At 52.2% G+C, this 15,192-nt stretch carries 13 protein-coding genes and 3 pseudogenes; 1 reads left to right on the forward strand and 15 read right to left on the reverse strand.

Going from position 1 to position 15,192, the window contains the following annotated elements; translation table 11 throughout:
* Positions 1-161: 161 nt before the first annotated feature.
* The 13 genes and pseudogenes from BN1115_RS21865 to BN1115_RS21885 all read right to left on the reverse strand — a co-directional run.
* Positions 162-913, reverse strand: a pseudogene (locus BN1115_RS21865) (IS5 family transposase).
* A gap of 274 nt (positions 914-1,187) precedes the next feature.
* The gene (gene rfbG / locus BN1115_RS15295) at positions 1,188-2,270 is read right to left on the reverse strand and encodes a CDP-glucose 4,6-dehydratase (protein ID WP_197971621.1); all 1,083 of its coding nucleotides are present in this window, start codon (positions 2,268-2,270) and stop codon (positions 1,188-1,190) included.
* A complete protein-coding gene (gene rfbF / locus BN1115_RS15300; RefSeq protein WP_042657829.1) occupies positions 2,270-3,043 on the reverse strand; it encodes a glucose-1-phosphate cytidylyltransferase in 774 nt (257 codons plus the stop codon). Before rfbF ends, rfbG begins: the two co-directional genes overlap by 1 nt.
* Positions 3,044-3,051: 8 nt before the next feature.
* A complete protein-coding gene (locus BN1115_RS21870) occupies positions 3,052-3,393 on the reverse strand; it encodes a hypothetical protein (RefSeq protein ID WP_082034873.1) in 342 nt (113 codons plus the stop codon).
* A 92-nt stretch (positions 3,394-3,485) separates the two neighbouring features.
* Entirely contained in the window at positions 3,486-3,737 is a 252-nt protein-coding gene (locus BN1115_RS22970; RefSeq protein WP_167335562.1) for an FAD-binding oxidoreductase, read from the reverse strand.
* A 114-nt stretch (positions 3,738-3,851) separates the two neighbouring features.
* Complete coding sequence (locus BN1115_RS22975; RefSeq protein WP_082034875.1) at positions 3,852-4,028, reverse strand: 2Fe-2S iron-sulfur cluster-binding protein; 177 nt, start codon at positions 4,026-4,028, stop codon at positions 3,852-3,854.
* Positions 4,029-4,577, reverse strand: a complete 549-nt coding sequence (gene rfbC, locus BN1115_RS15310; RefSeq protein ID WP_042657830.1) for a dTDP-4-dehydrorhamnose 3,5-epimerase — start codon at positions 4,575-4,577, stop codon at positions 4,029-4,031. It lies immediately after the preceding gene.
* Positions 4,578-4,639: 62 nt separating this feature from the next.
* Complete coding sequence (gene rfbA, locus BN1115_RS15315) at positions 4,640-5,518, reverse strand: glucose-1-phosphate thymidylyltransferase RfbA (protein WP_042657831.1); 879 nt, start codon at positions 5,516-5,518, stop codon at positions 4,640-4,642.
* 111 nt (positions 5,519-5,629) lie between these two features.
* Positions 5,630-6,517 (reverse strand): dTDP-4-dehydrorhamnose reductase, encoded by an 888-nt coding sequence (gene rfbD, locus BN1115_RS15320; protein WP_042657832.1) that lies wholly within the window; start codon positions 6,515-6,517, stop codon positions 5,630-5,632.
* Positions 6,517-7,602: a dTDP-glucose 4,6-dehydratase gene (gene rfbB, locus BN1115_RS15325; RefSeq protein WP_042657833.1), complete on the reverse strand. Its 1,086-nt coding sequence runs from the start codon at positions 7,600-7,602 to the stop codon at positions 6,517-6,519. Before rfbB ends, rfbD begins: the two co-directional genes overlap by 1 nt.
* Positions 7,603-7,708: 106 nt before the next feature.
* Positions 7,709-8,776 carry a UDP-N-acetylglucosamine--undecaprenyl-phosphate N-acetylglucosaminephosphotransferase gene (gene wecA / locus BN1115_RS15330; RefSeq protein ID WP_042657834.1) on the reverse strand — a complete coding sequence of 356 codons (1,068 nt, stop codon included), beginning with the start codon at positions 8,774-8,776 and terminating at the stop codon, positions 7,709-7,711.
* Positions 8,777-9,011: 235 nt separating this feature from the next.
* The gene (locus tag BN1115_RS22375; protein ID WP_156135279.1) at positions 9,012-9,158 is read right to left on the reverse strand and encodes a hypothetical protein; all 147 of its coding nucleotides are present in this window, start codon (positions 9,156-9,158) and stop codon (positions 9,012-9,014) included.
* A gap of 240 nt (positions 9,159-9,398) precedes the next feature.
* A pseudogene (locus tag BN1115_RS21885) lies at positions 9,399-9,583 on the reverse strand (transposase); the annotation flags it as partial.
* Positions 9,584-9,720: 137 nt separating this feature from the next.
* Between BN1115_RS21885 and BN1115_RS15335 the strand changes: the two are divergent.
* Positions 9,721-10,674: pseudogene (locus BN1115_RS15335) on the forward strand (IS1595 family transposase).
* A gap of 111 nt (positions 10,675-10,785) precedes the next feature.
* Here BN1115_RS15335 and BN1115_RS15340 read toward each other — a convergent pair.
* Positions 10,786-13,935 (reverse strand): efflux RND transporter permease subunit, encoded by a 3,150-nt coding sequence (locus BN1115_RS15340; protein WP_042657835.1) that lies wholly within the window; start codon positions 13,933-13,935, stop codon positions 10,786-10,788.
* A gap of 17 nt (positions 13,936-13,952) precedes the next feature.
* On the reverse strand, positions 13,953-15,146 hold the full coding sequence (locus BN1115_RS15345) for an efflux RND transporter periplasmic adaptor subunit (protein WP_042657836.1): 1,194 nt from the start codon (positions 15,144-15,146) through the stop codon (positions 13,953-13,955).
* Between the last annotated feature and the right edge of the window lie 46 nt (positions 15,147-15,192).

Below are 15,192 nucleotides of genomic sequence, written 5' to 3' on the forward strand. Positions count from 1 at the left end.
TCTATACTGCCAGTATAACTGCGATAAAGAATACAAGAACCACATTAAACAGAGTGCTACTCCTTGATTGAGTGCGTAACTGTATATTTCTCGTCATCAGCTGGCTTTAGCAACATCAGGTAATAGTCATTTTGTTTTAACTGATCGATTAGGGGCTGTCGTCATAAGATTGAGGCCCATAGGTATGCGCAGCGGATCTGCATTGCGGCTACAAACGAGCCCGTATTTTTGGCGTATCTTATTGCAATGCCTCGCCATTGCTTCAGATGAAAGAAGGCGTTTTCCACCAAATGCCTTGCCAGATGATAAAGCACCCTGTCGTGGTCTCGTTGTCCCTTACGATTCCGTTTGGAAGGAATAACGAACTCCATCCTCTGAGCATGGACGATCTCAATCAACGCATTGGTATCATATCACCTGTTAGCCAAGAGATACGCAGCCTCCAAGCCGTCAATCGACGGTCGCAGCTTGCGTACAAGCTGCGGTTGTACCCGATGTAATGATACATTTTATCGGCATTCCATGTCCGTCGACTGCCAAATGGATCTTGATGTTCAACCCCCCTAAGTGATCCCCATATCCTGATTACAACCTCGAACACCACTGGCATGGGGATAAACCTTGATATGGCTGGTGTCAATCGTCAGCCATTCGTAATCAGGTTATTTTATCAGAAGTTCTTGAAGATGAGCCCACATTCCCTTGTCACAAAAGCGGCGATGGGTGTTTTTCCAGTCCCCGTATTCAGACGGCAAGTCACGCCAAGGAGCCCCTGTGCGCAAAATCCAGAAAATAGCTTGATAAAAAATCTGTTATCACGAGCCAATGGACCCTTTTGTCCCAATAGATGAGGTTCGGGCAAGACCAAGACACGGCCTGAAATATCGTGGCGGCGATAATCTGGTGTTGACACGATGTCATGATTTTTACGTTAAGGGGGCAGGTATTGTAACGAAAACCATCAGTTCAAGACCCCCCCCTAAACACCATCTAACACCGCAGCCAATCAGTTTGCTCAGAGCTAAATACAACAGAACCAAATGAAATATTGACTAGCAAAGTCAACTGATCATGAACTGACTAAACGAGAGGTATAATTTTTTAAATAGTAAGAACATTCCATCATGTTATTTCACAATCTACAGATTTAAGACGGATTGATTTTACACCGTAAACACGTAGGAATTCTATTCAGGGCTAGCCATATACTCTCTGATTTCATGCAAAGAGAGCTCTCGCATGTTTTCTCCTGCCAACCAAGCCTTATGCCAATTGACAATACGGCCGAGGGTGGACACCAGACCCCAACGGGGATGCCAGCCCATCCTCATTTTTGCTTTAGAGCAATCGAGCTTGAGATAATGGGCTTCATGGGGATGGTCAACACCATCCAGCCGCCAGCTGGCATTTCCCCCCCACAGTTGTACCATTTTCTCGACGATAAACTGCACTGGCTGCGCATCGTTGTCATTTGGGCCAAAATTCCAACCCTCGGCAAAACCACAGCCCTCGGTATACAGTTTTTGCGCTACCAATAAATAGCCCGAAAGCGGCTCGAGCACATGCTGCCAAGGGCGAATGGAATGAGGATTACGGATCACCACCGGCTGATCATTCTGAAACGAGCGCAGTATATCCGGGATCAGCCGATCCTGCGCCCAGTCACCACCACCAATGACATTACCAGCTCGCACCGATGCCAACGCAACGCCGTGTTTTACATAGTCCTTAGAATTGAAAAAAGAACTACGATACGCCGAAGCAACCAATTCTGCGCATCCCTTACTGTTGGAGTAAGGATCATATCCCCCCATAGCCTCGTCTTCACGATAGCCCCACACCCACTCGCGATTTTCATAACACTTGTCACTGGTAATATTGACGACTGCTTTGACTCCACCCACTTGCTTGATAGCCTCAAGAAGATAGACCGTCCCCATCACATTAGTTGAGTAAGTATCTATTGGTTCATCATAGGAGAGTCGCACCAACGGCTGAGCTGCCATATGGAAAACAATTTCCGGCTTAAAATCCGCAATGGTTTCACGTAAATGGGCAAAATCACGAATGTCGCCTTCTTCCGAGAACAAGCCTTGGCGAACATTTGCCTCTTCAAACAGACTAGGCTGGGTGGGTGCAGGCAAAGAATAGCCACGAACCTCAGCCCCCATCTCTTCCAGCCAAAGAGCCAACCAGCCCCCTTTAAAGCCGGTATGACCGGTCATAAAGACCCGTTTATTTCTCCAAAAATCAGGATTTATCACGGCCATTACTCCCATACCTTCCAGGGAGCTTTGCCTTTTTGCCAGAGCTCTTCAAGGTAGTGCTTATCACGCAGAGTATCCATAGGCTGCCAGAAGCCACTGTGCTCATAAGCCATCAATTGACCCTGTTCTGCAAGTGCCATAAGCGGCTCTTGTTCCCATGTAGTCGCATCATTATCGATCAACTCAATAACTTTCGGGCTTAAAACGAAAAACCCACCATTGATCAAGGCACCATCGCCTCTTGGCTTCTCTTTAAAAGAGTGAACTTGCTGATTCTGGATGTCCAAAGCACCAAAACGTCCAGGTGGATATGTTGCTGTCAAAGTGGCCAACTTTCCATGGGTCTTATGAAAGTCGATACTGGCTTTGATATCGACATCGGCAACACCATCACCATAAGTAAACAAGAACGCGTCATCATCTTTTACGTATTCAGCAACTCGCTTAAGACGGCCACCGGTCATGGATGCATCCCCTGTATCAACGAGGGTAACATTCCATGGCTCTGCACGTTTTTCATGCACCTCCATCCGATTTTCTGCCATATGGAAAGTCACATCCGACATATGGAGAAAATAGTTAGCAAAATATTCCTTGATGACATAGCCCTTGTAACCACAGCAGATGATGAAATCATTGATGCCATGTGCAGAATACATCTTCATAATGTGCCAAAGGATTGGCTTGCCACCAATTTCAACCATAGGCTTTGGTTTTACGACCGTCTCTTCACTCAGGCGAGTGCCCAAACCACCAGCAAGAATTACTGCCTTCATTTCGTCTCTCACTTATTTTGATACGGTAAATGCGTCAGAAAAAACTGTTTTTCTAAAAGTCCAGCATGAATAAAATCCTGTTTGGCTGCAGTAATCATTTTAGGCTGACCACAGGCATAAACACAGCTATTGGACATATCTTGGATATCTTCAACTACTGCTTTATGTACTAAACTCTTTCTTTCATTCCAATAATTGCCGTCACCTGACACTGCGGGGATGTATTTGATATTTTTAAATTTAGAGGCCCATTTAATTCGTAAGTCAGAATAAAGCTCCTTACTAGAGTTCATGCCAAAACAAATGAAGATATCTCTGAATTTTTCTTGCGAGTTAAAATATTCGACCATTTATTTTACTGGTGCAAAACCAGTTTCTCCAGCAAAAATAATCGATTTGGTATCTGTCCTCACAAAAAATGTACTAGTTGGACCATCCGCTCTCATGGTGAGTTGACTGATATATCCGAGAAAAATAGCGCACTCATCACACCATTAGATACACATTTAATATGTAACTCTATATCGTCGTCACTATCGGCATTGGCGATAGTGTAACTTCTCGTCACACCTTGATAACTAATTTTTATATACTTACCAAGCTGATGTTTCAGTAAAACAGTAGGAAGTAATTTAAACTTAAAGATAGCAAACCGAGTTCTTTTACCTATCGATGAAACCTTACACAGAGTCACCTTTCTTATAATTCCTGCTAACTAAGGGTAATACTCAGCTTCAATAATAAATTTATTTGAAGATGGTTTGCACTGACAGGTCAGAAAGCTTTGGCCAGATATAAATATTGCCCCCTATTGACTAATCACCTTTCCCGAGACCAGTTGTGAAGCACACAAACCACAAGAGCCATTCTCGCAACTGTGTTCCATGATAACACCAGCCTTTAAAGCAGAATCAAGAATAGTAGCAGTCTCAACTGCATCAAACTTAACATTAGATGGTTGAACCTTTACAACAATATCCATCATTTACTCAAAGCATGTTGCAGTATTAAACTTACTACCCTGTAAATCTTTATTTGAAAGCAATGGAGAGTATGATAACGGCCACTCAATTGCGATGTCTTTGTCATCCCAATTAATGCTAGCCTCGAATAAGGGGGCATAATAATCTGTGGTCTTATAAAGAAATTCGGCAGTATCCGTTAACGTCACAAACCCATGAGCAAACCCTTCCGGGATCCACAACTGTCGCTTGTTTTCACCTGATAAGTGAACCCCAACCCATTGCCCGAAGGTCGGTGAGCTTTTGCGGATATCTACCGCCACATCAAACACTTCACCCGCTACACAACGCACCAGCTTGCCCTGGGCATGGGGGGGCAATTGATAGTGCAAGCCACGCAATACCCCTTTCGACGATTTGGAGTGATTATCCTGCACAAAGTTAACTTGATATCCGACGGCCTTTTCAAACAACTTGTGGTTGAAACTCTCAAAGAAAAAACCACGCTCATCACCAAATACTTTTGGCTCAAAAATAAGCACGTCAGGAATCGCTGTCTTGATTACATTCATCTGTCTATCCACTTTTGATTCAATTTTTATGGGGAGAGCATATTCCCTCCTCCCATATCACATCAGGCTTTCGCAACCATTCTTAACAGATATTGTCCATAAGCATTCTTTGCCAATGGCACTGCAAGTTCACAAACTTGCTCGGTAGTAATAAATTTCTGGCGATAGGCGATCTCTTCCGGACAAGCCACTTTCAACCCCTGACGGGTCTCGATAGTCTGAATAAAGTTGCTCGCTTCAATCAGGCTTTCATGGGTACCGGTATCCAGCCAAGCATAACCACGGCCCATCATGGCCACCGACAGATTACCTTGCTCCAGGTAGATACGGTTTACATCGGTGATCTCCAGCTCACCACGGGGCGACGGCTTCAAGCTCTTGGCGATCTCCACCACGCTGTTGTCGTAGAAGTAGAGGCCGGTCACCGCATAGTTGCTCTTGGGCTCCAACGGCTTCTCTTCCAGAGAGATAGCTGTCCCCTCTTTATCAAATTCCACCACCCCATAACGCTCGGGGTCATGCACATGGTAGGCAAAAACAGTAGCGCCGCTCTCTTTGGCTGCTGCGGCCGCCAACTGTTTCTGCAAGTCGTGGCCGTAGAAGATGTTGTCGCCCAGCACCAGCGCACAGGGATCTGAACCGATAAACTCTTCCCCCAGAATAAAGGCCTGTGCCAACCCGTCCGGGCTTGGTTGTACCTTGTATTGCAAATTCAGGCCCCACTGGCTGCCATCACCCAGTAGTTGCTCAAAACGGGGGGTATCTTGCGGGGTACTGATGATCAAAATATCGCGAATACCGGCCAGCATCAGGGTGCTGAGCGGATAGTAGATCATCGGCTTGTCATAAATAGGCAACAGCTGCTTGCTCACCGCCATGGTCACAGGATAGAGACGGGTGCCTGAGCCACCGGCCAGAATAATGCCTTTACGTTTGGTCATGATGCTTGTTTCTTATTTTTAAATTGCAAAAGAAAAGGATGGCTTGCGGCCACACCTTTCTGTTTATCCCTGTCAGCCAGGGAGGCAGTCACTGCATCCCTGACCAGTGATTTACTTGCCCAGAATCTCGGTCAACATCCGCTCCACTCCGACCGTCCAGTCCGGCAGTACCAGATCGAAGGTGCGTTGGAATTTGCCGGTATCAAGGCGGGAGTTATGGGGGCGTTTGGCTGGGGTCGGGAAGGCGCTGGTCGGCACCGGGTTGAGCTGCGTCACCGCCAGTTCAACGCCGGCTTCTCTGGCTTTGGCAAACACCAGCTGGGCGTAATCAAACCAGGTGGTGGTACCGGAGGCAATCAGATGGTACAGCCCGGCAACGTCCGGTTTGCTCTGCGCCACGCGGATCGCATGGGCGGTGCAATCGGCCAGCAACTCGGCACCGGTGGGAGCACCGAACTGGTCATTGATAACCGACATCTCGCTACGCTCTTTGCCAAAACGCAGCATGGTCTTGGCAAAGTTGGCGCCGCGGGCGGCGTAGACCCAACTGGTGCGGAAGATCAGGTGACGAGAGCAAAGCGCGGCGCCTTGTTCCCCTGCCAGCTTGGTTTCGCCGTAGACGTTGAGCGGCGCCGTTGCATCGGTTTCAACCCAGGGGCGCTCACCGCAGCCATCGAACACATAGTCGGTGGAGTAGTGCACCAACCAGGCTCCTAATGCTTCCGCTTCTTTGGCAATCGCCGCCACGCTGGTGGCATTGAGCAGCTCGGCAAACTCCCGCTCGTTCTCGGCTTTGTCGACTGCAGTATGGGCCGCTGCGTTAACAATCACATCCGGCTTGACCAGACGCACTGTTTCGGCCACCCCTGCCGGGTTGCTGAAATCGCCACAATAATCGGTGGAGTCAAAATCAACGGCAGTGATGCGGCCCAGCGGTGCCAGTGCACGCTGCAGCTCCCAACCGACCTGACCGTTTTTGCCAAACAGCAGAATATGCATCAGGTACGCTCCCCGTAATTCTGCTCAATCCAGGATTGGTAGGCACCGCTCTTGACGTTGTTGACCCACTGCTGGTTATCCAGATACCACTGCACAGTTTTGCGAATACCGGATTCAAAGGTCTCTTGCGGTTGCCAGGCAAGCTCGGCGCTCATCTTGCTGGCGTCAATGGCATAACGGCGGTCATGGCCAGGGCGATCCGCCACATAGGTGATTTGATCGCGGTATGAGCCAGCTTTTGGCACCATCTCGTCAAGCAGATTACACACTGTATGCACCACATCTAGGTTCTGCTTCTCGTTGTGACCGCCGATGTTGTAGGTCTCCCCGACCAAACCAGTGGTCACCACCTTGTAGAGCGCGCGCGCGTGGTCTTCCACATATAGCCAGTCACGGATCTGGTCACCCTTGCCATAGACCGGCAGCGGCTTGCCATCCAGCGCGTTGAGAATGACCAGCGGGATCAGCTTCTCGGGGAAGTGGTAAGGACCGTAGTTGTTGGAACAGTTGGTGACGATGGTCGGCAAGCCGTAGGTACGGCGCCAGGCACGTACCAGATGGTCACTGGAGGCTTTGGAGGCCGAATAGGGGCTACTAGGGGCGTAAGGAGTGGTTTCGGTAAAGAGCGGCAATGGCTCACCGGCGGCGACTTCATCCGGATGGGGCAGATCACCATATACCTCGTCGGTGGAGATATGGTGGAAGCGGAAGGCCGCCTTGCGCACCTCGTCCAGACCGTTCCAGTAAGCGCGAGCCGCTTCCAGCAACATATAGGTGCCGACAATATTGGTCTCGATAAAGTCAGCGGGGCCAGTGATGGAGCGGTCAACATGGCTCTCGGCGGCAAGATGCATCACTGCATCCGGTTGGTGCAGGGTAAACACCCGATCCAGCTCGGCACGATTGCAGATATCCACTTGCTCAAACGCATAACGCTCGCTTGTCGATACCTCGGCCAAAGATTCCAGATTGCCGGCATAGGTGAGTTTATCGAGATTGATAACGGAGTCTTGGGTATCACGGATGATATGGCGCACTACGGCAGAGCCGATAAAGCCTGCGCCACCAGTAACGAGTATTTTCATTCTCTTTATTAGGCCATGTTGATGTTAAATAAAAATCTCTGAGAGATAAAATGAACAAGGAATAATATATTCCTTAGCCTAAGGCTTGACAGAGCCTAGGCACGAATCAATTACTATTGTTACTTACTTGATTTTTACTACTCTTTATCCAACGACCAACTCGCCATGCATAGTTAAGAGATAGGGTATAACCTGTAAATAACCCCAAGTAGATAACCATCATTAACCATTCAGGCAATTTTGCCATTTCAGCCAAAATGCCCATGAAAACTATGCCAAGGTTGGTAACAACCATTAGCAACAATGCTTCACGATGAGTAAAGCCAGCATGTAACAAGATATGATGGAGATGATTACGGTCAGCCTTGAGTGGGGATTGACCTTTCCGAATACGCCGGATCATAATCCCGACCATGTCGATCAGCGGCAATCCCATCAGCCAAAGGGCCATCACAGGTCTGAACGCAGGGCGTTGTTCAGTGACTTGTGAACCATAAATTACCAAAAAGCCGATTATAAAGCCCAAAAACATTGAGCCTGCGTCACCCATAAAAATTTTGCGTTTAAAGGGGGGAATGGTGAGGTTGATCGCCAGATAGGGTACCAGTGCAATCGCGATCACCAAACAGAAGTTGGCCATATCGGGCATGGTATTGCTGAACAAAGTAGCCAACCCGACCAAGCTTATCCCCGCCATTGAACCAGCGAGACCATCAATGCCATCCATCATGTTAAAGGCGTTCACCGCTGCACAAACAGCCAGCACTGCAACAAAAACCTCACCCCAAGGTAGGTGAATATCACCCACCCCCACTACGTCACCAAAGTGATGCAGACCCACACCTGTGGATAGACACAACACAACAATAAGCAATGCCTGCAAACCTAAACGCAGCCTTGGTGAAATATCAAGTGCATCATCTACCGCACCAATCACGACAATAGCTCCAGCACAAAGCAATAACATAACCAGCGTGAGTGAAAGAGGCATGGTAATAAAGACACTTAGGTAAACACCTATACTCACTGCAAGTCCTCCAATCAACGGGATGGCCCCCACGTGCTGTTTACGCTGATTAGGCAGATCGACAAGTTGCAATTTACCTGCAATTGGACGTAAAAACATGATCGCCATTGCAGTGCCAAGAAAGGCAATAAGACCAGACATCTCCATGATTTGATTCCTGTTTTATCCCTTATCATTTGCGCTCAAGCTATATCCTAGCTAGCTTGAGCGCATCTTAATCTATTATTGACAAGCTCAATCATCCATCCGTTGAATCGCTGTTTACCATAAAATGACTAGCGCCATCATCAAAGAGTTAACCTTTCCGGGTTGGTTAAACCAGTGACAGGATTTCCAAACACAAGAACAAACGTATGTAAATATTGTTACAAAAAATGCCTAATCACATAAAAAACCTTAAAATATCAGTAAATTTAAACCACAAAAGCTGCATGGTATAAATAGTCAAAAAATCATGAGCATGGCTACCGCACTGGGTTGCAGCCCCCAGTTCGCTGATTTTAACCACGTTGTCCAAGCTGTTGGTCATTATGTCCTCCAGCATTTAATTGTATTTTGGCTATATGCGTCGCTAGATACTATCATAGATCGATCTCGACATTGCACACCACACAGACCCGATTTGATGCAGGATTCTATCTCGTATCCCCCCCATATGAACAGCAAAAACTACCTCATTGGGGGTCAATTTGAAGCTGAACACGAAGCCGATCACAGCCAGCTCGAGTACCATGCTACTTATTTAAGCAATCGGTAAAAAGAACCTATCGAGTCCCTGAGTGGCCCGCAGAGTGAGGTTGAAAATCCCCTTGAGCATCAGGAAGGTACAGATGGTCTGGTCAGTGTAAAGCTGGCTGCGGCCTCGGCATCAACCCAGAAGGTGAGAGAGCCACGAGAAATCAGAGACTTGTTGTATTTAGGCCAGTTGGTGATGGGGTTAAGCGACTTGCCCATGATGCAGACTTGAAGGGGATGGTGGTGATCAGATCACCGCTCCCTCAGTAAGTTCCATTCAAGCTGCATCGATTTGGGCAACAACGCCGTTGAAAGGCTAAGCTTAAAGTAGGCCATCACCTTGATGGTCTACCATCATGGATACCCCAGCCTTTCAACATCTATTGTCAGTTAACCCTGCATCAGCGCCGTGTTGCTCAGCAGGAGCTCACTGCCCCCCCCACACCATTACCTCGCTCAATACTCAGTTACCGGCATGCAGTGGCTGCCCACATTGTCAGGCCGATGTCACCGAGCTGGCGCCTTGGGGATGGAGTCGGGGACTGCGCCGCTACCGTTGCAAATTGTGTCTGCGCACCAGCACCGTTCTGACCAAAACGCCTCTGTCACGATTGCGCAAAGCGCAATGCTGGGAAGACTACGCGCAAGCCATCATCGAAGGACTGACCGTCCGCCAGGCAGCGCGGCGTTGCGGAGTCAGCAAAAACACCGCTTTCCTCTGGCGTCACCGTTTCTTGCGTGCCATGGCAGGTCATCAGGCCACCCGGGAAGAGGGCATCGTTGAGGTAGACGAGACCTTCTTCCTCGAATCGTTCAAGGGGCAACGGGGACTGCCGCGTCTGCCAAGGCATCGTGGTGGCAAGGGGTGAACCCGTGGAACCGGGCCGGATTACATCCCGGTGATGGTGGTGCAAGACCGGGCGGGCCATCATGCGGATTTTCAGCTGGAGAAGATAAATGCCGAGGCGGTCATCGCGGTGTTGAAGCCGTTGGTGTCACCGGATACGGTGTTGTGTAGCGATGGTGTGGGTGTGTATGCCAGTTTTAGCCAAGCGCAGGGCGTAACCCATCAGGTAGTGCACAATCGCCAAGGTGCACGGGTGGTCGGTGCGTATCACATCCAACACGTGAACGGATATCACCATCGGTTGAAAGAGTGGATGGAGCGGTTCCATGGCGTGGCGACGCACTACCTGAAGAACGACCAGGGTTGGCGCAGAATGCTGGAGCGTTACGGGAGGGACGAAAATATCAAAGCGTGTTTACATGAAGCGCTGGGGCGCCCCATGCAACCCATAATTGGGACATAGCCTAAAAAAAAACAGGGCAACCCATGGGGTTGCCCTGTTTGATTGTCAGCCAGACCACACTTGGCTGACGATTTATTGAACTCTGTTCAAATTAGCTCAACCTGCATGCCATCAGTCATGTTTTGACTCATGGGCATGGGTCAGGCGCGCTTCTTTGCTGCTGTGTTTGGTGAAGTAGCGCATCACCAGCACGAAGAAGAGCGGTACGAAGAAGATGGCGAGCACGGTGGCACTGATCATCCCCCCCATCACACCGGTACCGATAGCGTTACGGCTGCGGGCACCGGCGCCGGAGCTGATCACCAGCGGCAGCACCCCGAGAATAAAGGCGAGCGAGGTCATCAGGATCGGGCGCAGACGCAGACGCGCCGCCTCCACTACCGCTTCACCCAAGCCCATCCCCTTGTCATAAAGCTCTTTGGCAAATTCCACGATCAGGATCGCGTTCTTCGCCGACAGGCCTATGGTGGTGAGCAAGCCCACCTGGAAGTAGACGTCGTTCTCCAACCCGCGCAGGGTGGCAGCCACAATGGCCCCCAACACCCCGAGCGGCACTACCAGCATCACCGAAAACGGAATGCTCCAGCTCTCGTAGAGGGCCGCCAGACAGAGGAACACCACCAGCAAGGAGATGGCGTAGAGCGCAGGCGCCTGTGAACCGGCCTGACGCTCCTGGAAGGAGAGCCCGGTCCACTCGATGCCCACCCCTTCCGGCAGCTGTTTCACCATCTGCTCGATGGCGGCCATCGCATCACCGGTACTCTTTCCGGGCGCAGCCTCACCGACGATCTCCATCGCCGGTACGCCGTTGTAACGCTCCAGACGCGGCGAGCCGAAGCTCCACTCGGTGCTGGCAAAGGCAGAGAAGGGCACCATCTGACCGGCACTGTTGCGCACATACCAGAGTTTCAGATCTTCCGGGTTCATCCGGAAGGGGGCATCCGCCTGCATGTAGACCTTCTTGATCCGGCCACGGTCGACGAAATCATTGACGTAGGACGAGCCCCAGGCAGTGGCCAGGGTGTTGTTGATATCCGCGATGGATAGCCCCTGCGCCAGCGCCTTCTCGTAGTCGATCTTGATATCGAGTTGCGGCGTATCTTCCATCCCGTTCGGGCGTACCCGCACCAGAGTGGGATCCTGCGCCGCCATGCCGAGCAGCTGGTTGCGTGCCGCCATCAGCTTGTCGTGACCGATACCGCCGCGATCCTGCAGGAAGAAGTCAAAACCGGTCGCCGTCCCCAGCTCCGGGATCGGAGGCAGGTTGAAGGCGAACACTTGCGCCTCCTTGATGCTGAACAGATAGCCCATGGCACGACCGATAATGGCATTGGCGCTGCGATCCGGGCTCTTGCGCTCGCTCCAGTCCTTGAGCTTGATAAAGGCCATACCCGCGTTCTGGGCACTACCGGCGAAGCTGAAGCCGGATACGGTCAGCACAGAATCGACATTATCCTTCTCGTTTTTCAGGAAGTAGTCGCGCATGTCCGCCAGCACCACCTCGGTGCGCTGCTTGGTCGCCCCCACCGGCAGTTGCACCATGGACATGATAACCCCCTGATCCTCTTCCGGCAGGAAGGAGGTGGGCATCCGCATAAAGAGCACTGCCAGTACCGCCAGCATGGCACCGTAGATCAGGCTGTAGCGCACGCCCTGCTTGATCACCTTGCGCACACCGCTCTGATAGCGATTGGTACCCGCATCAAAGGCGCGGTTGAACCAGCCAAAGAAGCCGCGCTTGGCACCAAACTCGCCATGTTTCATCGGTTTGAGCAGGGTGGCACAAAGGGCCGGTGTCAGGATCAACGCCACCAGCACCGACAGCACCATGGCCGAGACGATGGTCAATGAGAACTGGCGATAGATGGCACCGGTCGAGCCGCCGAAGAAGGCCATCGGCACGAACACGGCGGAGAGCACCAACGCGATCCCCACCAGCGCGCCGGTGATCTGGGTCATCGACTTGCGGGTCGCTTCCAGCGGGGAGAGATCCTCCTCGCTCATCAGCCGCTCCACGTTCTCCACTACCACGATGGCGTCATCCACCAGCAGGCCGATGGCCAGCACCATACCGAACATGGTGAGGGTATTGATGGAGAAGCCGAACGCCGCCATCACCCCGAAGGTACCGAGCAGTACCACAGGCACCGCAATGGTCGGGATCAGGGTGGCGCGGAAGTTCTGCAGGAACAGATACATGACGCAGAACACAAGGAAGATCGCCTCGATCAGGGTCTGCACCACCTCCTCGATGGAGATCTTCACAAACGGCGTGGTGTCGTAGGGGTAGACGATCTCCATATTGGCCGGGAAATAATCCGAGAGCTCATTGAGCTTGGCACGCACCTTCTCGGCGGTATCCAGCGCGTTGGCACCGGTCGCCAGCTTGATGGCAACCGCGGCGGTAGACTGGCCGTTGTAGAGCGCATCGGCGTCATAGCTTTCGCCTGCCAACTCGACCCGGGCCACATCTTTCAGCCGTACCTTGGAGCCATCCTGATTCACCCGCAGCAGGATGTCGTTGAACTGTTCCACGGTAGAGAGACGGGTCTGGCCCATGATGGTGGCGGTGAACTGCTGATCTTCCACCGACGGGGTGCCGCCCAGCTTGCCGAAGGCCACCTGGGCGTTCTGCGCCTTGATGGCCGCCTGCACATCCCCCGGAGTCATCTGCACCCGGTTGAGTTTGTTGGGATCGAGCCAGACCCGCATGGAGTACTGGCTGCCGAACAAGGTGATGTCTCCTACCCCGTCCAGACGGCTCAGGGGCTCCTTGATGTTGGAGACCACATAGTCCGCCAGGTCGTCGTTGTTCATGCTGCCATCGCTGGAGATGAAGGCTGCGACCATCAGGAAGCTGCTGGAGGTCTTCTGTACCCGAATCCCCTGCTGCTGAACCTCTTGCGGCAGCAGCGACATCGCTTGCTGCAGCTTGTTCTGCACCTGCACCTGGGCGATATCGGGATCGGTCCCCGGCTGGAAGGTGAGGGTCACCGACACCCGCCCCGCGGAGTCAGACTGAGAGGACATGTAGAGCAGGTGATCCAGCCCGGTCATGTTCTGTTCGATGATCTGAGTTACCGAGTCTTCCACCGTTTTGGCAGATGCGCCCGGATAGCTGGCAGAAATACCGACAGCAGGCGGCGCAATGCTTGGATACTGGGCGACCGGCAATTTGATGATGGCCAGGCTGCCCGCCAGCATGATCACCAGCGCGATCACCCAGGCAAAAATGGGTCTGTCTATAAAAAATCGAGCCATGAAGCGACTACTCCATCCTACTTGTTGGCCGGGGTGTTGGACGCAGCTTGAGCAGACGGTGCATCAGCACCCTGCTCGGCGGGATTGACCACGGCGCCCGGTCGTACTTTCTGCAAGCCAGCCACGATCACCCGCTCGCCGGAGGTGAGCCCTGACTCCACCACCCAGTTGCTGCCAACGACACGGCTCAGCTGCACGTTGCGCAGCTCCACCTTGTTATCAGCGGTTACCACCATCACGGTGGCGCCGCCATTGGGGGTGCGAGTCACGGCAGTTTGCGGCACCAGCAGCCCTTGCGCCCGCTCACCCTCTTGCAGGGTGGCGCGCATAAACATGCCGGGCAGCAGCAGTTGGTGAGGGTTGGGCACAATCACCCTCAGGGTCACCATGCCGGAGGTCTCATCCACGGTCACATCGGAGAACTGCAGCGAGCCCTCTTCGCCATAAGTGGAGCCATCTTCCAGCAGGAAGGTCACCTTGGCCCCCTTCTGCTCGTCCTGAGTCAACTTGCCCTCGGCGACCAGTCGCTTGAGGCGCAACAGATCGGCGGTGGACTGACGCACATCCACATACATGGGATCGAGCTGCTGAATGGCAGTGAAGCTATCCGCCTGCTGGGCAGTCACCAGCGCCCCCTCGGTCACCGCAGATTTACCGATGCGGCCACTGATGGGGGCTGTGATGCGGGTGTAACCGAGATTGATCTCGGCGGTACGCAGGGCAGCCTTGCTCGCCATGATCTCCGCCTTGGCCTGCTTCCAGCTGGCGTCGGCGTCGTCATAGTCCTGACGGCTGATGGAGTTGACTTTGAGCAGCTCCTGATAACGTTTGGCTTTGAAGCGGGCACTCTGCTCGTTGGCCTCGGCCTTGGCCACATTGGCTTTGGCGCTGGCAACCGCCGCCTGATAGACAGCCGGATCGATTTGATAGAGCAGATCGCCCGCCTTCACATCACTCCCCTCGGTAAAGAGGCGCTTGAGGATGATGCCGCTCACCTGCGGACGCACTTCGGCCACCCGCAACGGGGCACTGCGACCGGTCAATTCGGTGGTCAACATCAGCGGACCGCTCTGCAGGGTCACCACGTTGACCGCCGCGGGGGGCATGTCGCCCTGTCCCTGGGGTGCGCCCCCCTTGTCACCACAACCTGCCAGCAAGCCTGTAGCCAGCAAGGCAAGACCAACTGAACGAGCAAGAATATGTTTATGCATGAAACACCTGAGCCTTTGCCAGTCAATGAACAATCAGGGCCGCATG

This window comes from Aeromonas allosaccharophila, assembly GCF_000819685.1.
GTDB classification, from domain to species: domain Bacteria; phylum Pseudomonadota; class Gammaproteobacteria; order Enterobacterales; family Aeromonadaceae; genus Aeromonas; species Aeromonas allosaccharophila.